At 68.9% G+C, this 19,268-nt stretch carries 15 protein-coding genes and 1 pseudogene; 5 read left to right on the top strand and 11 right to left on the bottom strand.

Features of this window, described 5'->3' with window-relative positions; translation table 11 throughout:
* Nucleotides 1-36: 36 nt before the first annotated feature.
* From ACWW1C_RS01290 to ACWW1C_RS01300, 3 genes and pseudogenes are all read right to left on the bottom strand, one after another.
* On the bottom strand, nucleotides 37-522 hold the full coding sequence (locus ACWW1C_RS01290) for a hypothetical protein (RefSeq protein WP_455981746.1): 486 nt from the start codon (nucleotides 520-522) through the stop codon (nucleotides 37-39).
* A 101-nt stretch (nucleotides 523-623) separates the two neighbouring features.
* Entirely contained in the window at nucleotides 624-1,310 is a 687-nt protein-coding gene (locus tag ACWW1C_RS01295; RefSeq protein WP_455984503.1) for an acyl-CoA dehydrogenase family protein, read from the bottom strand.
* A gap of 315 nt (nucleotides 1,311-1,625) precedes the next feature.
* A pseudogene (locus ACWW1C_RS01300) lies at nucleotides 1,626-2,744 on the bottom strand (acyl-CoA dehydrogenase family protein); the annotation flags it as partial.
* A 58-nt stretch (nucleotides 2,745-2,802) separates the two neighbouring features.
* Between ACWW1C_RS01300 and ACWW1C_RS01305 the strand changes: the two are divergent.
* On the top strand, nucleotides 2,803-3,330 hold the full coding sequence (locus ACWW1C_RS01305; protein ID WP_455981747.1) for a dihydrofolate reductase family protein: 528 nt from the start codon (nucleotides 2,803-2,805) through the stop codon (nucleotides 3,328-3,330).
* Here ACWW1C_RS01305 and ACWW1C_RS01310 read toward each other — a convergent pair.
* Nucleotides 3,327-3,902, bottom strand: coding sequence for a TetR/AcrR family transcriptional regulator (locus tag ACWW1C_RS01310; protein ID WP_455984504.1), 576 nt, complete (start codon nucleotides 3,900-3,902; stop codon nucleotides 3,327-3,329). The genes ACWW1C_RS01305 and ACWW1C_RS01310 overlap by 4 nt on opposite strands.
* 56 nt (nucleotides 3,903-3,958) lie before the next feature.
* Nucleotides 3,959-4,093, bottom strand: a complete 135-nt coding sequence (locus ACWW1C_RS01315; protein WP_455981748.1) for a hypothetical protein — start codon at nucleotides 4,091-4,093, stop codon at nucleotides 3,959-3,961.
* Nucleotides 4,094-4,256: 163 nt separating this feature from the next.
* Here ACWW1C_RS01315 and ACWW1C_RS01320 point away from each other — a divergent pair, with 163 nt between their 5' ends.
* On the top strand, nucleotides 4,257-5,051 hold the full coding sequence (locus ACWW1C_RS01320; protein ID WP_455981749.1) for a crotonase/enoyl-CoA hydratase family protein: 795 nt from the start codon (nucleotides 4,257-4,259) through the stop codon (nucleotides 5,049-5,051).
* 69 nt (nucleotides 5,052-5,120) lie between these two features.
* Here ACWW1C_RS01320 and ACWW1C_RS01325 read toward each other — a convergent pair whose 3' ends face one another.
* The 3 genes from ACWW1C_RS01325 to ACWW1C_RS01335 all read right to left on the bottom strand — a co-directional run bounded on the left by ACWW1C_RS01325 (nucleotide 5,121) and on the right by ACWW1C_RS01335 (nucleotide 7,885).
* A complete protein-coding gene (locus tag ACWW1C_RS01325; protein ID WP_455981750.1) occupies nucleotides 5,121-5,342 on the bottom strand; it encodes a hypothetical protein in 222 nt (73 codons plus the stop codon).
* A 173-nt stretch (nucleotides 5,343-5,515) separates the two neighbouring features.
* On the bottom strand, nucleotides 5,516-6,988 hold the full coding sequence (locus tag ACWW1C_RS01330) for an aldehyde dehydrogenase (RefSeq protein ID WP_455981751.1): 1,473 nt from the start codon (nucleotides 6,986-6,988) through the stop codon (nucleotides 5,516-5,518).
* A gap of 84 nt (nucleotides 6,989-7,072) precedes the next feature.
* Entirely contained in the window at nucleotides 7,073-7,885 is an 813-nt protein-coding gene (locus ACWW1C_RS01335; RefSeq protein WP_455981752.1) for a class I SAM-dependent methyltransferase, read from the bottom strand.
* A gap of 33 nt (nucleotides 7,886-7,918) precedes the next feature.
* Between ACWW1C_RS01335 and ACWW1C_RS01340 the strand changes: the two genes are divergently transcribed.
* Entirely contained in the window at nucleotides 7,919-9,106 is a 1,188-nt protein-coding gene (locus tag ACWW1C_RS01340; RefSeq protein WP_455981753.1) for a glycosyltransferase family 4 protein, read from the top strand.
* Between the two features lie 327 nt (nucleotides 9,107-9,433).
* Complete coding sequence (locus ACWW1C_RS01345) at nucleotides 9,434-10,903, top strand: sugar transferase (RefSeq protein WP_455981754.1); 1,470 nt, start codon at nucleotides 9,434-9,436, stop codon at nucleotides 10,901-10,903.
* Here the strand turns inward: ACWW1C_RS01345 and ACWW1C_RS01350 are convergent.
* Entirely contained in the window at nucleotides 10,869-12,497 is a 1,629-nt protein-coding gene (locus ACWW1C_RS01350) for a hypothetical protein (RefSeq protein WP_455984505.1), read from the bottom strand. The two genes, ACWW1C_RS01345 and ACWW1C_RS01350, sit on opposite strands and share 35 nt — an antisense overlap.
* A 47-nt stretch (nucleotides 12,498-12,544) precedes the next feature.
* Nucleotides 12,545-13,741, bottom strand: coding sequence for a DUF3068 domain-containing protein (locus tag ACWW1C_RS01355; protein ID WP_455981755.1), 1,197 nt, complete (start codon nucleotides 13,739-13,741; stop codon nucleotides 12,545-12,547).
* A 217-nt stretch (nucleotides 13,742-13,958) separates the two neighbouring features.
* On the opposite strand from ACWW1C_RS01355, the gene ACWW1C_RS01360 reads away from it, so the two are divergent.
* On the top strand, nucleotides 13,959-15,068 hold the full coding sequence (locus ACWW1C_RS01360) for an acyltransferase family protein (protein ID WP_455984506.1): 1,110 nt from the start codon (nucleotides 13,959-13,961) through the stop codon (nucleotides 15,066-15,068).
* Nucleotides 15,069-15,077: 9 nt separating this feature from the next.
* On the opposite strand, the gene ACWW1C_RS01365 is transcribed toward ACWW1C_RS01360, so the two are convergent.
* Nucleotides 15,078-19,253 (bottom strand): alpha-(1->3)-arabinofuranosyltransferase domain-containing protein, encoded by a 4,176-nt coding sequence (locus ACWW1C_RS01365; RefSeq protein WP_455984507.1) that lies wholly within the window; start codon nucleotides 19,251-19,253, stop codon nucleotides 15,078-15,080.
* Between the last annotated feature and the right edge of the window lie 15 nt (nucleotides 19,254-19,268).

A 19,268-nucleotide genomic window follows, 5' to 3' on the forward strand; every position in this document is an offset into this window, starting at 1 on the left:
AGATCGTTCGTGTCGGCCGCTGGGGTCGAACAAATGTCAGACCGCGGCGACGAAGTCGCTGCTGTAGAACTCGGCCGGGCTCTGCGAATGCGGCTGGGGCAGGTCAACCGCGACCCAGACGCCGGTGGTGCCCGGGGCGACGGAAAGCTGAACGGTGGAGCTGCCGTTGCCGAAGCCATCGGTGCTCAGCGCGCCGGTGGCGATGCTCGGATCGCCCGGCAGGCAGCCCAGCGCGGCATGCGGGGCCGGGATCACCCGGACGGTGTACTGCGCGTTGCGCGCACCGTCGAGCATGTCGATGCGAGCGACGGCGGTGTGCCCGTCGGAGGTGATCTCGGCCGTCGGGACCGCCGGGAACCGGAACTTCATGTAGTTGATCGGCTGCCGGTCGCAGGTGTAGGCCCGCGACATCAGGGTCATGCGGTGCGTGCCGGCGGCCTGGGCGGGCGTGGCGACCATGGTCGCGGCGGGCAGGGCGGCGCACACGGCCAACGTGGCGAAGGTGCCACTCAATTTGGACATGTGTCGAGTTTTTACCGGGACCGCCGGTAGCGCTATGGCCGCCGTCACAAGCGGGCCGAACCCACTTTCTGCGTGAATATTGACCTAGCTCACAAACTCTTTCAGAACCGGCCGACCGTCACATCCCACGGGTCCGTCGTCGCGGTGAGGCCGGCCAGTCGCCGGGCATGCCAGCTGGCGCTGCCGAACTCGTCGGCCCAGCTGCGGGCCCGCATGGTGGCGCGCCACAGCGGGTGTTCCGAGGTGGTGCCGATGGCGCCGTGCAGCTGATGGGCGATGGTCGTCACCGGGGCGACGGCCCGGCCGACGGCAACTTTGGCCACGGTGGTGGCGTAATCGGTGCGGGGGTCGCCGAAGCCATGCTGGGCGGCGGCGGTGACCGCCAGAGTGGTTGCCGCCCTGGCTCGTTCGATCTCGCCCAGCATCGTGGCCAGCGAGTGCTGCACCGCCTGGAAGGCGGCCAGCGGGCGGCCGAACTGCACGCGTGTTTCGGTATGCGCGACGGTCAGTTCGGCGGCGGCGTCGAACGCGCCGACGATCTGCACGCACCGGCACCAGGCGCCGCGGATGGTCAGTTCGTCGGCGACTGCGAACGGCAGCCGCACGACATCGCCTGCCGCCGTGTCGAATTCGATGGTGGCCCGTGGTTCTCCGGCGAGGTTGTGCCCATCGCCGCTCAGCGCCGGCGAGTCGCGCAAGGCGACGTACAGGGCGTCCGGTCCGCGGGTGGCCACCAGTACCGGCCCACATCGCGGCCAGGTGGCGACCCCGTCCGGCGCCAGCGTCATCGGGCCGGACGGCGGCACCGCCAGACCGGCTTCGGCGGCCAGCCATGTTGCCAGTACATCGGTTTCGGCGATCGGCACCGCGGCGGCGTGGCGGGCCAGCGTGCCCAGTACGACGGCCGCCGCGGCGGGTCCGGCGTCGGGGTCGCCGCTCAGCCGGGTCAGTCCGGAATTCTCGGCGGTGCACCACAGCGCGTCGTCGAACGTCAGCGGCAATGTCCGGGCGGGTGCCGCGGTTCGCCCGATCTGCTCGGCGAGTTCGCGCAGTTCGGCGAGTTCGTCCGAATACTGTTTCGTGGCAACCTGTTTGGTCCAGTTCTTGGCGACGATGCCACGCAGCACCTCGTTGGTGCCGCCGCGCAGGGTGAACAGTGGTGCGTGTACCCGAGCGGTGTCCAGCATCGCCCGCAGGCGCGGGCGGTCGGGGCCGTCGTACCGGTCCAGTAGCTCGGCGGCGATCTCCACCGAATGCTGCTCGAATCCGGTCCCCAGGTCTTTCACCAGTGCGGCGGGTACGGCCGCGTCCTGCCCCGCGGACAGTGCCCGGGCGACCGAGATCGAGAGCTGGCGCAGTGAGATCATCCGCGCCATCAGGTCGCCGATGTCGACGCCGGGTTCGTCTCGCAGCGCCTGGATGAGCGCGAAAAGCAGTGTGGCCGTGGAGAGGAAACGCTCCGGCCCGCTGCGTTCGAAACCCAGCTCCGAGGTCACTTGGTGCCATCCGGCGCCGACGGTACCGAGCAGGTCGGCGTCGGTCAGCGCGACGTCGTCGAACAGCACTTCGTTGAAATGGTGTTCGCCGTTCATCTGGACGATCGGCTCGATGGTGACGCCGGGTGCGTCGGTGGGCACGATGAACTGGCTGAAACCCGCGTGCCGATGTTGCGGGTCCAGCGGGCTGGTGCGGGCGAGCACGACGACCTGGTGCGCCAGGTGCGCGCCGCTGGTCCACACTTTGCTGCCGTTGAGGAGCCAACCGGAGTCCGTCCGGGTGGCCTTGGTGGCGACGGCGGCGAGGTCGGAACCGGCTTCGTGTTCGCTCATGCCGATTGCGGAATGCAAAGTGCCGGACGCGATACGCGGCAGCAGGCGCCGTCGCTGGTCCTCGCTGCCGTATGTCAGGAGGGCGGGCGCCACCTGCCGGTCGGCGATCCAGTGCGCGGCAACCGGGGCACCGTGGGCCAAGAGTTCCTCGGTGACCACGTAGCGGTGCATGTGGCTGCGCCCGCGGCCGCCGTACTCGACGGGAATTGTCAATCCGACGAAGCCGGCCGCGGCGAGCCGCATGCTGAAGTCGGCGTCCCACTTCGACAGCCAGCAGTCCACTCCGGGTTTCCAGCCGAACTGCTCGGCGTCCTCGGCCAGGAACCGGCGCAGGTCGTCGCGCAGTTCCGCGAGGTCACCGTCGTCGGCGCGGAGTGCGTCGAAATCGTCCATCCGGCAACAGTAATCGCGGCGCGCCGGATTGTCGGTGGGTCACGGCATACTCGGCACGATGGCGACCATTTACTACACCGCATCGAGCTTGGACGGCTTCATCGTCGACTCCGCAGGCAGCCTGGACTGGTTGCTCTCGCGTGACATCGACGTCGATGGGCCGTTCGGCTACAAGGCCTTCGAGCGGTCGGTGGGTGCTCTGGTCATGGGCTCGACGACATACCGATGGGTTGTCGAGAACGAGCCGGGCGACTGGCCGTACCCCCAACCCACGTGGGTGCTCACCTCCCGGCCCGGCATCGTCGTCGACGGCCATCCGGTGCAGACCGTCAGCGGGGATGTCGCGCAACTGCATCCGACGTTGGTCGAGGCGGCGGGTGAGCGTGACGTGTGGGTCCTCGGCGGCGGGGACGTTGCGGCGCAGTTCGTGACGGCCGGCCTGGTCGACGAGCTGGTGGTGTCCTACGCGCCGTGTTCGTTGGGCGGAGGTGCACCCGTACTGCCGGTGCGCTCGGAGTGGCGGCTGCTGGAGTCCGCGGTCAACGGGGACTTCGTCTGCGCGCGCTGGGTTCGTGCCGACAGCTAGTTACCGGCGGTGGGCAGTCCGTTGTTCTTGACGAAAGCCTTTGCCTTGATGAGGAATTCGAGCTGGGTTGCGACGTCGTGCAACGGCTCGACGCTCTGCGCGGAACGACTCAAGACCACCGCGCCTTCCAGTGCGGCGAGGCAGGTGACCGCCAGGGTTGATGCGTCGGTGTCGCTGAAGCCCTCTGCCGTGAAGGCGTGTCCGAGCGCGGTGCGCCACCGGTCGAAGATCTCGGCGGCGATGGGCGTCAAGATCGGAGCTTCGTCGCCCGAGCCGACCGCGGCGGCGACGACCGGGCACCCGGCGGTGAAGTCGCTGTCGGCCAGAATCTGATCCCAGAAGGTGACGAATCCGCGGACGAGCGCGATGCCGCCATACGCGGCGGAACCGTCGATGTGGGCGGCGATCGCATCACCGGCGAACTGCAGCGCTTCGATCAGCAGCTGGCTGCGGCCCTCGGGAAAGTGGTGGTAGACCGAGCCGCGCGGGGCACCACTGCGGACCAGCACCTCGTCGATGGTCAGGCCGGCGGCGCCACGCTCGCGCAGTACGGCGGCGGCGCTGCGCACCATGCGTTGCCGGGTGGCGCCGCGCTTGTTGACCGTCTTGGTGACGGACTCCGCTGACGTCAATGCGTGACCCGGTTCCGAAGTTGCGTCATCCGATCCTGCATCCCGCGGGCTGCGTCACGCAGCCGCTGGTTGGCGCCCAGGACGGTATGCGTGAAGCGATGGCCCTTCACGTTCACCTCGACCACCCACATGGTGCCCTCCTCGATATGGGACTCAGCATAAAACGTCCAACACATCGGACCAAAGAATGTATCCCGGGTCACACAACGCGACGGTTATGGGCATCGGCGTGGGGACTCGATCTCAGAAATATGGTCTCTTGCATAATTTTGAGATCAGGAGTTCACTGCTCCCATGACGACCGATCTCGATCTGCAGACCGTCACCCTCGAGCGCGACGGCCATGTTCTGGTGATGGGCCTGGGCCGGCCCGAGAAGCGCAATGCGTTCGACCGCGCGATGCTGGCGGATCTGTCACGGGCCTACGGCCTGCTGGAGCGTGACGACACCCTGCGCGCCGGGGTGCTCTTCGCTCACGGCGACCATTTCACCGCCGGTCTGGACCTGCTCGATGTCGCTCCGGCCATCGCTGCCGGGGAGAGCCCGTTCCCCGCTGACGGCCGCGATCCCTGGCGGCTCGACGGACCGTGGACCAAGCCGCTCGTCGCGGCAGTCCACGGACGTTGCCTGACGCTGGGCATCGAACTGCTGCTCGCATCTGACGTCCGGGTTGCTGCCGCCGACGCTCGCTTCGCCCAGATCGAGGTGCTGCGCGGTATCTATCCATTCGGCGGTGCGACGGTGCGGCTACCGCGCGACGCGGGCTGGGGCAACGCCATGCGCTGGCTGCTCACCGGCGACGAATTCGATGCGGCAGAGGCGCAGCGCATCGGTCTGGTGCAGGAGGTCGTGGACACTGCCGCGGACGCCCGCGCCCGTGCGCTCGAGTTGGCACACGCCATCGCCGAGCGGTCCGCGCCGCTGGGCGTGCAGGCGATTCTGGCATCGGCGCAACGCGCGCTCACTGACCCGCAGGCTGCGGTCGGACGACTCCAGCCCGACGTGGCCAGACTGTTCACCACCCAGGACGCCGCCGAGGGCGTCCAGTCCTTCGTCGAGCGTCGTACTGCTCAGTTCCAGGGCGCGTGAGTGCGGCACAAAACTGCCCCTTCTCCGAGGAAAAGGGGCAGTTTTGCTCGCGCAAGCGGCGCAGGAAACCTAGCCGGCGCTCTCCAGCGCGACGAGCGCGGCGGCGACGGCGAAGTACTTGTTCGAGCCGAGCTGGCGCACGGTCTTGATGTTGAACGCCGCGGCGAGGTGCTCAGCGTCGGAGTCACTGACTCCGGCCAGCGCGGCGGGTGATGCGTCGAGGATGTCCTTGAGCGGCTTGTCCTCGTATGCCTTGTCGAGCGACTTCTCCAGATCTACAGAGACAGCCATGCGTTACCTCCCAGATTGTTGTCAACGACCTTCGAACGGGCGTGACGGTATCAGCGTTAGCTGGGGTTCGCCTGGGATAAAAAAGCGGTGCTGAAAAGCCGAATGGCCACCCGGCCGAGTCCCCCGAGGGAGGGAGGACAAGGCACGGATGGCCATTCGGACGAAGCGCGCTGTTACTCCGGGGTGTAGCCGAACGGCATCAGCACACTCTTGGCCTGGCAGTAGGCCTCGATGCCCTCGGGACCGTTCTCGCGGCCGATGCCCGAGTTCTTGTAGCCGCCGAACGGAGCGCCCGGATCGAACGCGTACATGTTGACCGCGTAGGTGCCGGTGCGGATCTGCGACGCGATCTTCATGGCCTTGGGCACGTCGGTGGTGTAGACGCTGCCGGCCAGTCCGTAGTCCGAGTCGTTGGCGATCCGGATGGCGTCCTCTTCGGTGTCGAAGGGGATGATCGCCAGCACCGGGCCGAAGATCTCTTCCTGGGCGATGGTCATCGAGTTGTCGACATCGGCGAACACCGTCGGCTGCACGAACCAACCCGAATCCAGGCCCTCGGGACGGCCGCCGCCGGCGGCGATACGGGCGCCTTCCTCGACGCCCTTCTTGATGTAGCTCTCGACGCGCTCGCGCTGCTTCTCGCTGATCAGTGGGCCGATCATGGCGGCCGGGTTGTCGGGCAGGCCCACCTGCATGGCGGCCGCGCCGGCGGCCACCTTCTCGACGACCTCGTCGTACCGCGACCGCGGTGCCAGGATGCGGGTCTGGCCGACGCAGGCCTGGCCGGTGTTCATCAGGCCCGAGAACAGCAGCATCGGGAGGGTGGAGTCCAGGTCGGCGTCCTCGAGGATGATCGCCGCGGACTTGCCGCCGAGTTCCAGCGTGCAGGGCTTGAGCCGCTCGGCGGCGACCTTGCCGATCTCCTTGCCGACGGCCGAGCTGCCCGTGAAGGTGAACTTGTCGATCTCGGGGTTGGCGGTCAGCGCGCGGCCGGTCTCGGGGCCACCGGGCACGATCGACAGCACGCCCTCGGGCAGGCCGGCGTCGGCGAAGGCCTGGGCCATGGCGAACACCGACAGCGGTGTCTCGGCGGCGGGCTTGAGCACGACGGTGCAGCCGGCCAGCAGCGCGGGGCCCAGCTTGTTGGCGGCCAGGAAGAACGGCACGTTCCACGCGGCGACGGCGGCGACGACGCCGATGGGCTCGCGTGTCACCAGCGTCTGGCCGTAGATGCCGTCGCGGATGTCGCTCCACTGGAACTTGTCCGCGGCGCCGGCGTAGTAGTTGAACGACGACATGGCGGCGCCGTACTGCATCATGTCGACGATGCTCGGCGGCTGGCCGGTTTCGGCGGAGAGCAGGAACTTCAGCTCGTCGGCGCGCTCGGTCATGATGCGCGACGCCTCGGCGATGACCGCGGCCCGCTCGGCCGGCGTCATCTTGGGCCACGGGCCCTCATCGAAGGCCTTGCGTGCGGCGGCACAGGCGGCATCCACGTCGGCCTTGGCGGCCAGCGGCACCTTGCCGACGAGCTCGCCGGTGGCGGGGGAGTGCACCTCGATGACGTCCGACGTCGAGGGTTCGGTCCACTGACCGCCGATGAACAGCTGGTCCCAGGTCGTACGGAATGCCGTGCCTTGTGTCATAGATGTGCTCCTCGCGTGCGCGGTGTCATGGCCGTCACACTACCGAGTTTTCGGCCAAACGAGAACATGTTCCAATTAGGTCGCTCAGCTGGGCTGGAGCACCAACACCAGGTTGCTCGTCAAGAACTCCTGTAACACCGGTACAGAAGTCGCACGCCAGGCCCATCGCGGGTGGTAGCGGGGGAATGCGGCGACCAGTGCGCCGGTGCTGCGGGCCCACTCCAATCCCGCCGCGGCAGATACCGCGAACAACGACGATCCGTAGTCGTTCTTCGGCCGGTGGCCATGTTTGCGGGTGTACATCTCGGCTGCCCGTTTGCCGCCGAGGTAGTGCGTCAGCCCCATCTCGTGTCCGCCGAAGGGGCCCAGCCACACGGTGTACGACAGGATCACCAGCCCGCCCGGCCGGGTGACCCGCAGCATCTCGCGGCCCATCAGCCATGGCTCGCGGACATGCTCAGCGACGTTGGACGACAGACAGACGTCGACGCTGTCGTCGGCGAACGGCAGTGCCATACCCGAAGCGCGCACGAAGGTGCCTGCGCCGCCGGGTTGGGCGGCCGGGCTCGTGCTGGATGTCGCCGCCAGGACGGCTCCGGCGTGTGCCTCGGCCTCATCGGGCTCGACGCCGATGTATGTCATTCCGGCACCGGAGAATTCGGTGGCGAAGTAGCCGGGGCCGCCGCCGACGTCGAGCACGGTGGTGCCTTCGGGTGCGGTGCCGTTGAGATCGCGCCACAGGCCGTCCACCAAGTCGACGGTGTCTCGGGCGAGGCCGCCGTAGAAGCGGGCCGGGTCGCTCTGCTCGAAACGGAACTCACTGAGCAGACGGATCGAGCGGGCGAGCGTGGCCCGCTTGTACGTGGTGACCAGTCGTTTGGTGGCCCAGCGATTCACTCCGCAACCCTACTGACCGGTACCCTTCATTCGATGCCAGACCACCCCCAGCAGCTTGCTGGATCTCCTGACGAGATCCGGTCGGTGCTGCTGCTCTGCTGGCGAGATACCGGTCATCCTCAGGGTGGTGGTAGCGAGACGTATCTGCAGCGCATCGGCGCGCAGCTGGCCGAGTCCGGCGTGCGGGTGACGCTGCGGACCGCCCGGTATCGAGGTTCGTCGCGCACCGAGGTCGTCGACGGCGTCCGGATCAGCCGCGGCGGAGGCCGGCTGTCGGTGTACATCTGGGCCGGATTGGCGATGGTGCTGGCCCGCGTCGGGCTGGGCCCGCTGCGCGGCGTCCGGCCGGATGTGGTGATCGATTCACAGAATGGCATTCCCTTCCTGGCCCGCCTGGCCTACGGCCGGCGCGCGATGGTGCTGGTGCACCACTGCCACCGTGATCAGTGGCCAGTTGCCGGACGGCTCATGAGCAAGTTCGGCTGGTTCGTGGAATCACGGCTGTCACCCCGACTGCATCGGAACAACCAGTACGTGACGGTCTCGCTGCCGTCGGCCCGGGATCTGGTCGATCTGGGCGTCGACGCTTCGCGGATCGCCGTCGTCCGCAACGGGGTCGACCTTGCGCCTGCCGAGTCGTTGTCGGCGTCGCGCTCAGAGCAGCCCCGCATCGTGGTGTTGTCACGGTTGGTGCCGCACAAGCAGATCGAGGACGTGCTCGACGCCGTTGCGCTGCTGGCGCCGGTGGTGCCGGGGCTGCGCCTGGACGTCGTCGGCGGCGGCTGGTGGGACGAGCGGCTGGTGGCGCACGCCCGGCACCTGGGCATCAGTGCCGCGGTGACGTTCCACGGGCACGTCGACGAGGCCACCAAACATGAAGTGCTGCAACAAGCTTGGGTGCACGCGCTGCCGTCGCGCAAGGAAGGCTGGGCGCTGGCCGTCATCGAGGCCGCGCAGCACGGCGTGCCGACCGTCGGTTACCGGTCCTCCGGTGGCCTGACCGACTCCATCGTCGACGGTGTGACGGGCCTGCTGGTCGACGACCACCGCGGTCTGGTGACCGCGCTGGAGACCCTGCTGACCGACGACGTCCTGCGCGATCAGCTGGGTGCCAAGGCGCAGATTCGGGCCGCCGAATTCTCGTGGCCGCAAAGTGCTTCCGCGATGATGACCGTCGTCGAGGCGGTCCGGGACGGCAAGTTCGTCGACGGCATCGTCTGACGTCTTCTGACGTCTCACCGGCGCTGCGACGACCCTGCGGCGGGGCGGCAACGCCGATTCCGGGAATTGTTCGTGACGTCGATCCAAATCTGCCGTTTCGCTGCTGGGTACCGCAACGGCGCATAAACTGACGGCCAAGTCAAATTTAATAGCTTTGAGGGTCGATCTCGGATTTTCGACTTTCGGGTGTCCCTCTTGATTGGCGGATCCAGGCAACTGGGCCCGGTGCTGAAGTGCGTTCGAACTCCGTTCTCATTCAATGTAATTGGATATACCACTCCATCGAAGTACCACCAGGTCTGAGGAGTTGAACATGTGGAGTTGCCGATGACGCTTTCGACGTTCGGGCTCACGCGACTACCGAGTTCACGCACGGTCTGGCAGCCGTATTACGCGCGTCGCGTGCTGATCACCGACGCCGCGACGATCGTCCTCGCGATGCTGTTCGCGCAGTGGGTCCGATTCGGTGGAGCGGGCTATGGCCCGTCGGCCTCCATGCTCTACACCGGGTACTCGCTGGTGCTGGCGTGCCTGTGGCTTGGTGTTCTGACGCTGCATCACGCCCGTTCGGCGTCGATCCTCGGCTGTGGAATCGAAGAGTATCGCCGCGTGGCCGCGGCATCCTTCTGGACATTCGGGATCATCGCAATCGTTGCCCTGCTCGCGCGGCTCGAGATCGCACGCGGCTACCTGGCCCTGGCCTTCCCGCTGGGCACGATCGGACTACTGCTCGGACGCAAGATGTGGCGGCGTCGGGTTCGCGCGCGCCGGCAGGCGGGTGAATGTCTGACATCCGTTCTCGCCATTGGCGATCGGGATGCCGTCGCTGTACTGGCCACGGAATTGATGAACGATCCGGCTGACGGTTACGTCGTTGTCGGCGCGGGCATTCCGGGGGACCCGGGCGCGCGCGGTGACCTCATCAGGATCGGCGATCGGGTGATCCCGATCTTCGGTGACGAGAACGACGCCCTCGGCGCGCTCGGCGACCGGTGCGCCGCCGACACCGTTGCGCTGACCGACGCCGAACACTTCGGCGTGGCCGGAATCCAGCGCCTCACTTGGCGTCTCGAGGCTTCCGACGTCAACCTGGTGGTTTCGCCGGGACTGCTCGACGTGGCGGGCGCGCGGCTGGCGATGCGGCCGGTGGCCGGCATGCCGCTGCTGCACGTGGAGAAGCCGCAGTACCACGGTGCGAAGAGTTTCCTGAAGAAGGCGTTCGACTTCGGATTCGCGCTGGCGGCGCTGATCGGGACGTCGCCGTTGCTCGTGCTCACGGCCATCGCCATCAAGATGACAAGCCGCGGCCCGGTGTTCTACCGGTCAGAACGCATCGGGCTGGACGGCGAGCCGTTCACGATGATCAAGTTCCGCAGCATGGTGGTCGACGCGGAGGAGCGCCTCGAGGACCTGCTGCCGTCGAACGAGATGGCCGGCGGGGTGATGTTCAAGATGCGCGAGGACCCACGGGTGACGCTGGTGGGAAAGGTGTTGCGCCGCTACAGCATCGACGAGCTTCCGCAATTCATCAACGTGCTCAAGCAGGACATGAGCGTGGTCGGTCCGCGGCCGCCGCTGCGCCGCGAAGTCGAGTCCTACAACGGCGACATCAGGCGCAAGCTGCTCGTCAAACCCGGCGTGACGGGCCTCTGGCAGATCAGCGGACGGTCCAATCTCACGTGGGACAAAGCTGTGCGCCTTGATCTTTCGTACGTCGACAACTGGTCGATGCTCACCGACGTCGGGATCATCCTCAAGACGCTCACGGTGGTGGCACGCGGCGAGGGGGCGTATTGAGTCCCCGCCACCGCTGAACGGCCATCCCGGCCAGCGCGCCGATCAGCATGCCCAACCAGGCCAGGTGCGCCGTGATCAGTAGCGGCCGCCGCGCTGCCGCGGGTGTCGTACCGCCGACCCGGTACAGCGCAATGTCCTTGTCCCGATAGGCAATCGGTAGCGACAGCGGGGGAGCCGAGCCCTCCACGACCACCCAGCCGACCCCGGCCGTCGCCAGCTGGTGCACGTCGGCGCCGCGCAGCAGCAGGTCCTGCACTCGCCGCGCCCGTGCGCCCTCGCCGGGCACGGTCCGTCCGCCGATCACCAGGTCTCCGGTCGCCAGGACATCGGCGGACACCCAGCGGGGCAGCGGGTCCAGTACGGGCGTCGGGCCGGCCCAGGGGAACTCCCGGATGACGTCGGGCGGCAGCACCGCGACCGGTTTCGGGTCCGAGTTGATCTGTGCCGCAACCGCATACCAGCCGGCCGGGTACCGCACGGACCGAAGCTGGCCGCCGACACCCCACGCGAGGTCGGGCAATGCCGCCAACATCACGACACAACACCCCGCAGCGGCGAAAGCCGTTGGCAGCCACCGCCGAAGTGTTGCCACCGCAGCGGCACTGGCCAAGGCATAACCCGGCAACGCCAGTGCCACCCACTTCTGCCCGTCGCGCAACACGCCGGTGCTGGGAATGGTCCGGATCAGCCAGTCGAGGAACGCCGACCCGGCTCCGGTCGCCAGCAGCGCGGGCACCACCACTGCGACGACGGCGAGCACCAGCAGGGGTCGGGCGGCGGCCACGGACCACGCCTTCCGCGCGCCGAAAGCCACTACGACCAGCAGCGTCGCCGTCCCGGCCACGGCGAACAGGGTCGTCCGGGACACCGGCACCGCGGCGGCGTTCCAGATGCCACCGAGCCCGGCGAGGCTACCCAGCGTCCCGAGCCCCGGCTCGGCCCGCGCCGCGAACGCCGGTACCCCGGCGCTCGCCACCGGGAGCACCGATCGCGCCACGACCGTCGCCACCAACCAGGGCAGGGCGGCACCGACCGACGCAGCCAGCGCCACCCACACGCCGCGCCACGTTCGCGAACACACCAGCGCCACGACCAATGCCAGCAGCAGCCCCGTCGGCGTCAACCCGGCCAGGGCGATCCAGAACACGAGATGGGGCAGACCACCTTCTCGCAGCCGCAGCGCCGCTGCCGCCACCCAGGGCAGACAGCCGTAGCCGACCAGCAGGCTCCAATGCCCCTGCAACAGTCGCTCGGCGACATAGGGGTTCCACACCGCGACGGTGACGGCCACCAGCTGTCCGCCGAGGCCGGCGTCCAGAACCGCAGCGGCCAGCCGCGCCGCGCCCCAGCCGGCGAACCACAGGCCCAGGATCAGCAGCGCCTTGACCAGCACGCCGCCGTCGACGACAGGCGAGAAGACGGCCAGGAAGAAGTCTTGCGGCAGCGCCCGCGGCGCGGCCTCGGACAAACCGAGGGCCGCATCGGAGAGGTACGACCGCGGCGTCGAAACCGCGTCACGCAGCAGCAGATAGCCGGGCGCCAGCAGCGGCGCGGTGACAGCGAGCGTCAGCCCCAGCGCGTACAGCGCCGGCAGGGATTCAGGGCGAGCGAAGCGACGGGTGATGTGCGGACGAAAAGAGATCAGATCCGGTCCGGTGGCAGATCGGTCGGCCGCTGGGTGGGCAGCTTCTCGGTCATGGCCTCGGCCGCCGGCATCGGTCCGGAGTCGGTATCGCGCCGGCCGAAGAAGCCATGCCCGGCGGCGTCCAGGCCGGGATCGATCAACGCGGCCTGCGACCGCAGGCTGTACCCGGCGAGCAGCACGCCACCGACCAGGAAGACCAGCCCCAGGCCACCGAAGGTGATGGGCAGGATGCGGTCCCACAGGGCCAGCTTGTCGCGCTCGTCGTGCGCGGCGGCGACCTGCGACTCGACCGTCTGCTCGTTGGAGGTGACGGTGAAGTCGGCGAAGGTCACCTCAGGCTTGAGGGCGTCGCGCGAGTAGTAGTGGAAGCCGCGGTCCTTCTCCTTGACGATGGTGCCCGAGACCGGGTCCACCCAGAAGGTGCGCGCAGCGGCGTAGTAGCGCTGCATGGTGATCGGGTCGGTGGGCTCGGCGGACGGGACGCCCCACAGTTCGGCGCGCGCGGTCACCGAGCCGTCTTCGTCCTTGTCATACAGCGACGAGAACTTGATCGGCTCGACCAGCTTGCCGTCGGCGTCGAAGCCGACGTTCTGGGTGAATTTGTAGACCGGCAGGCCGTTGACGTCTTCTTCGCCCTCGTAGTTGGCGTCGTACGCCTTCTGCGCGATCGGGTCGAACACCTGGTAGGTCTTCTTCTCCGTGCTGAACGGGAAGCGGTAGCTCAGCCCGGTGTGAGGCAGCGCGATGTTGGTCGGCGGGTTCTGGTCCTCGATGGTCCGCGGCTTCTGCACCGAGCCGGCCGCACCCGTCACCGCGGCGGCGGTGGACCGATTCAGCGTCACGGTGTCGACGAGCGCCAGCAGCAGACCGTTCTCCTGCTGCTTGTCGGTACGGCGGACCGTGCTGCCGACCTGCAGCGTCACCACGTCGGCATTCGCCGGGTTCTCGACGCTGAGCTGTCGCTGCAGCACCACCGGGACGTTCTTGTTGATGACGAACTTCTCGCCCAGCAGCGACGCGGGGTCCAGCGCGGTGCCGGTGCCGTTGCTCACCAGTGTGGTGTCGATGTCGAGCGGAATCTTGGCGATTTTGCCCGACGTATAGGTAGTCAACAGCAGGGCAGCAATCAGCAGGGCAGCGCCGAGCCCCATCAAGACGCATGCCGCGATTCGCAACCCCACAGCGCGGTTCAACCCGTGCTCCTTACTTTGTCTGCCAGCCACACAGCAACCCGACTGACCCTAACAGCCCTTACTAAGGCACACCCTCATAGTGCTGGTGGGGCGCAAGTGAGATTCGCCGCTGACACCGGGCACCCGGCACACTGGGATCGTGGGCGAGCAAGGACACGACACCGCGGACGGCACTGAGGTGAGCGGCACCCGCAGTTTCCTGCCTGCTGTCGAGGGCATGCGGGCCTGTGCCGCCATGGGCGTCGTCCTCACTCACGTGGCGTTCCAGACGGCCAACAGCAGCGGTTGGTACGGCCGGTTGTTCACTCGTTTCGACCTGGCGGTCGCCCTGTTCTTCGCGCTGTCGGGCTTCTTGTTGTGGCGGGGTCATGCCGCCGCCGCGCGGGGTCTGCGCCATCGGCCGCCGACCGGCCACTACCTGCGCTCCCGCATCGTCCGGATCATGCCGGGCTATCTGGTCGCCGTCGTGGTGATCCTGGCGCTGTTGCCGGACGCCCATGCCGATCTCACCGTCTGGCTGGCCAACCTCACCCTGACTCAGGTTTATGTGCCGCTGACCCTGACCGCCGGGCTGACCCAGATGTGGAGCCTGGCCGTGGAGGTCAGCTTCTATCTGGTGCTGCCCGCGCTGGCGCTGCTGGCTCGCCGGTTGCCGGTGGACTGGCGGGTGCCCGCGATCGCAGCGCTGGCGGTGGCGAGCTTCGCGTGGCCCGCGCTGCCGTGGCACCTGCCGTTCGGCGTCAATCAGATGAACTGGTTGCCTGCGCTGTTCTCCTGGTTCGCCGCCGGCATGCTGCTGGCCGAGCTGACGGTGATGCCCGTCGGCCGGATGCACCTGTTGGCCCGCCGTCGGTGGGTGATGGCGGCCATCGCCGGGATTGCCTTCGTCATCGCGGCGACGCCATTGGCCGGCAACATCGGGCTGGCGCCGGGCACCGTCGGCCAGGTCGTGGTCAAGACGGCGATGGGCGCCGTCGTCGCCGGGGCGCTACTGGCGCCGCTGGTGCTGGACGCCCCCGGAACGCCGCACCGGATCCTCGGCAGCACCGCGATGGTGACGTTGGGCCGCTGGTCCTACGGCCTGTTCATCTGGCACCTCGCGGCGCTGGCCATGGTGTTCCCGGTGATCGGCGAGTTTCCGTTCAACGGCCACATGCCGATCGTGCTGATCCTGACCTGGGTTTTCGGATTCGCGATCGCTGCCGTCAGCTACGGGTTGATCGAGTCGCCATGCCGCGAGCTGCTGCGCCGCTGGGAATCCCGGCACGCGCCGTCGCCGCGGGACAGCGCGATCACGGACGTTCCGGAGCCGGCAGCAGTTGGATAGCCGCGCTACTCATCGCGGCTCGTCCCTCGCCGCTTGAACGGCGCGCGGCCGAAGTCGGATAGCCGGCGCGTCCCACAACGACGCCGCCAGCGCGGCCACCGAGATGAGCGCCAGGAACTGCACCCACGGCGAATGCCCGACGTAGCCGTCGACCGACCGCCACGGGTATGCGCTGAGCGCGGCGCCCGCACCGATCAGGCCGCTCGCCGAGGCGACGACGGTCCACCCGTCGAGCCACCGCACCCGCGACTTCAGCAGGTACCGGATGCCGACGGCCGCCGCGACGGTCGCCAGGCCGGCGAACCCGGCCACCAGGAAACCGAACCCGAGCAGGGCCACCCCGACGACCGTGGGACGCGGCTGCCAGGTCTGCGCCGGCTCGTCGTCGACTCGCCGCCGCATCGGTAGCAGCGCCAACAACGCCAGGATCGGCAGCAGCGCGAGCCCGCCGAACAGCCCGATCCGGTAGGGGGTGTTGAGCGGGAACGTCAGCGTCACGGTGCCCGCGGTACCCGCCGGCAGTACCCAGCCCTGTTGCCAGCCGTTGACGGTCACCGGCGTCAGGATGGCGCCGTTGGCGGTGTGGGCGGTCCAGCCGGGGTTGACGCTCTCGGGCACCACGAGCACCCGCTGCACCGGCGACGGCGTCACCTGTACCTCGCGGTGATCGGCGGTCCACTTCTGCAGCTGCGCGGGAGTTGTTGGGGCGCTGTGGATATGGGCCGCGAGCGGGCCGGCGAGTCGGGCGCCGACGGCGGTGAAGTAGGGCCCCGGGTTGATGAGGAGTTCCTGCTTCCCGGCGGGCAGTTGCAGCGGCGCGGACTGGCACGGCTGGGCCGCGATGGGCGCGCCGTCCAGCAGCGCGCCGACGGTCGTGCGCACCGAGGTCTGCAGGAACTGGCCGGCGACCGCGACGATCGGCCCGCGGCCGCACGGCAGCGTGATGGCGCGGCGCCGGTTCACGGCGGCATCGGCGGGGGCGATGGGCGCGCCGTGGTCGTCGAGTGCGGTGACCTCGGCCAGGCCGGGCGGCTTCACCTGGTCGAATCCCAGTGCGGTGCGGTCGATCAGGTCGTGCCAGTCGAGGATCGACAGCTTGATGGTGTCGGTCTTCGCGGGGCTGAGCTGGATGGTCTGCGGCCCGTCGCCGATCTGCCGCACCTGCGGTCCGTTGCCGAGGTCGACGGCGACGACGGTGGGGTGCGCCGGCAGCTCGGAGGCGCTCGGGACGAGTCGCAGGGCGCTGACGGTGGTCGGGGCCGGCAGGCGCACGGTCAGGTTGGCGCCACCCCGGAACTGGACGATGCCCTGCGGGGCCACCCAGGCGGTGCGCGGGTCGCCGTCGGTGGCGGCGTAGGCCGATCCCGCGACGTCGATGACGTCGGCGTCGCCGGATGCTCGGGTGGTGCCGGGCTGGCTGACCAGGTCGGCCAGGTGCGGCCCCTGCCGGGCCTGCACCCAGACGGTGGGCACGACGGCCATCGGTGCCGGCACCGTGAGGGTGCGGCTCATGTTCACGGGTTCTTCGGGTGACTGGGCCATGGTGGCGGCGCACCGGACCCCGTTCGGTCCTTCGGCGCACCCCGGCCGGCCCAGCTGGTCGTTACCCAGATCCCATTGCGCCACAGCTGATCCCGCGGGCGGCGCGGGCACGTCGACGGTGTGTCGCAGGCTCACCGCGTGGGCGAATCCGGATGCGTCGTACTGCGTCACCGAGAAGTCGGTGATGCCGAACTGCACGCCGGGTGAACCGTCGTCGGTGCCGATCGCCGTGAACCGGACCCACGACGTCTCGCCGTAGGGCAGTGCCGCGGTGAGCGGCTTGCCGGGCTCGTCGAAGCGAATCGTGCTGGTGCCGTTGGCCGTTGCCACCTCGACGCGGCGTACCTGAGCGCCGACGGCGGTGGCGCTGGGCGTCAGGGTGATGCTCGCGTTGGTCACCGGATGGTCGAAGTCGACCTGAAGCCATTGCCCCACAGCGGTTTGCAGCGAGCTGGACACCCAGCTGGTCGAGGAGTCGCCGTCGATCGCCGCGGCCGGCCCGGCGGCCGTCGCCACGTTGGGCAGCGCGGTGGAGTCGGACGACGAACTCGAGGTGGTGATCCGTCCGCCCGGCCACTGGCCGTAGGCGGGGCTGGCGCCGGGGCTCGGGTAGTCCATGACGCGGTTGAAGGTGCGCCGCGGATCGTCGGGGGCCCGCACCGCCGACGAATGGTCGTCGACGCGTCCGTAGTCGGTCTCGCGCGCCAGCGGGGTATCGGTGACGGTGACCTCTGGCGCCGGCAGCCCGGCCCGCTGCGCGTCGGACGTCAAGAGCATGGGGCCCAAGGGGTTTCGGCCCATCAGGCGCCGGCGCTCATCGATGCGCAGCAGCGACTCGGGTCCGCCGTCGACCCGGGGCATGGTGTCGGCGTCGGCCAGGTACGGCTGGGTGGTGGCGGCGCCGGCCACCTTGTAGATCTCGACGGCGGGATAACGGGGCCGCAGGCCGCTGTCGGAGACGAAGCCCTCCAGCGTGCCGGGCCCGATCGTCTCGCCGAACTGCGCGACTTTTGTGATCCCCCTGGAACCTTCCACGGCCCGGTGCACCAACAGCGGTCGCGCGGACCGGGAGTTGTCGGGATCGAGGTCATTGCGCACCACGACGAATGAGATGCCTTGGCGGGCCAGGGTGTCGGCCAGTCCGGCAGAGGGCCGTCCGGTGGCGAACAGGCGCTGCACGGAATCCAGGGCGCGGATGGTCTCTGGTGGGGTCAGCGGAATCGAGTCGCGCACGCCCCAGGCGCCGCGCTCCAATACTTGCAGCGGCTCGTCGTGCGTGTTGCCCCAGACCTGGTTGGCGAACGGCGCGCCCGGCGCGACGAGGACGCGGCCCGGCGTCTCGGCGTTGTGCGCGTCGAGCCAGTCCGCGGTCTGGTGCCAGTACTGGGGGATGGCGCGGTAGGTGCCGGGCGCGGCGAGCCGGCCCGTCCAGGCCAGCGATGTCGCGGCGACCAGTGCCGTCAGCAGCACCACGGCCACGGCCATCCGCTTGTCCCGCTCGAGGTGCGCGAACGCGTTGATCCATTCCCGGCGCGGCGCGGTGCCCGGCAAGGGAATCCGGCCCAGCACGTGGGCCAGGCCCAGCGCGAGCGGCAGCCGCAGCACGGGTTCGAGCTTGTGCACATTGCGCAATGGGGTGCCGGCGGCGTCGAGGAAGGTCTGCACCTGGTGCGCGATCGGGGAGCCCAGGCCACCCGAGTAGGCGACCGCGAGCAGCAGCAGACCGAGCAGCAGCATCGAGATGAGGCGGCCCCGGGCCGGCATGCTGCGCATCGCCAGGCCGGCCATGCCGCCGGCTGCCACCAGCGTCGTGGCCAGCACTGCCACCGAACCCGTCACCAGCGACGAACCGGCTGTCGCGTTGGTCGCGACGAACGCCGTCCAGCCGTACGTGCCGCGCAGCACCTCGGTCAGCGACAGCCACTGCGTCGTGACGCCCGACGATTCGATGAAGTCCAGGAACGGCGGGCTGATCCGGCCGAGCAGCAGCAGCGCGACGGCCCACCACAGGATCGCGAGCAGCGTGCACCCGAACCACCACGCGGTGAAGCGCCACCAACGCCGGTTGGGCCGGTGCGCGGCCCACCAGATGATCGCGGCCAGACAGCCCGTCAGCGTGGCGACGGCGTTCACCGCGCCCATGAGCGCGACGGCGGCCGCCGAGCGGGCTGCGAGTTGCCGGATCCGCGGATCGCCGCGCAGCGCCAGGATGACCGGCAGCAGCACCCACGGCGCCAGCATCATGGGCAGTGTCTCGGAGGAGATGGCGCCCAGGGTCGTCAGCGCTCGCGGGGAGAGGGCGAACGCCACGGCGGCGAGGACGCGCGAGGATCGGCTGCCGATACCCCGCCCATCGTTCAAAGCCTCGGCGACCCTGACGACGCCCCAGAAGCCGACGACCAGCAGCAGCGCCCACCACAACCGCTGGATCACCCAGCCGGGCAGGCCGATGACGTCACCGGCGAGGAAGAACGCCCCATGCGGGAACAGGTAGCCGTAGGCCTGGTTCTGCGACTGGCCGAAGGGGAGGTCGCTGCTCCACAGATTCGCCGCCCGCGCCAGGAATCGTGCGGGGTTGGCGGTGAGATCGAGTTTGGTGTCGGGCGAGACCCGGCCCGGTGACTGGGCGAATGTCAGGACCAGAGCGGCCGCAGTGAC

The sequence above is a fragment of the Mycobacterium sp. HM-7 genome, from assembly GCF_053852335.1.

Bases quoted from the DNA above. Each gene is read 5' to 3' on its own strand.
- ACWW1C_RS01360 (WP_455984506.1), top strand. From the start codon at position 13,959: ATGCGGGCCTGTGCCGCCATGGGCGTCGTCCTCACTCACGTGGCGTTC.
- ACWW1C_RS01345 (WP_455981754.1), top strand. From the start codon at position 9,434: ATGACGCTTTCGACGTTCGGGCTCACGCGACTACCGAGTTCACGCACG.
- ACWW1C_RS01340 (WP_455981753.1), top strand. From the start codon at position 7,919: ATGCCAGACCACCCCCAGCAGCTTGCTGGATCTCCTGACGAGATCCGG.
- ACWW1C_RS01295 (WP_455984503.1), bottom strand. From the start codon at position 1,310: ATGACGCTGGCGCCGGACGGGGTCGCCACCTGGCCGCGATGTGGGCCG.
- ACWW1C_RS01330 (WP_455981751.1), bottom strand. From the start codon at position 6,988: ATGACACAAGGCACGGCATTCCGTACGACCTGGGACCAGCTGTTCATC.
- ACWW1C_RS01290 (WP_455981746.1), bottom strand. From the start codon at position 522: ATGTCCAAATTGAGTGGCACCTTCGCCACGTTGGCCGTGTGCGCCGCC.
- ACWW1C_RS01315 (WP_455981748.1), bottom strand. From the start codon at position 4,093: ATGTGGGTGGTCGAGGTGAACGTGAAGGGCCATCGCTTCACGCATACC.
- ACWW1C_RS01305 (WP_455981747.1), top strand. From the start codon at position 2,803: ATGGCGACCATTTACTACACCGCATCGAGCTTGGACGGCTTCATCGTC.
- ACWW1C_RS01320 (WP_455981749.1), top strand. From the start codon at position 4,257: ATGACGACCGATCTCGATCTGCAGACCGTCACCCTCGAGCGCGACGGC.
- ACWW1C_RS01310 (WP_455984504.1), bottom strand. From the start codon at position 3,902: ATGGTGCGCAGCGCCGCCGCCGTACTGCGCGAGCGTGGCGCCGCCGGC.
- ACWW1C_RS01325 (WP_455981750.1), bottom strand. From the start codon at position 5,342: ATGGCTGTCTCTGTAGATCTGGAGAAGTCGCTCGACAAGGCATACGAG.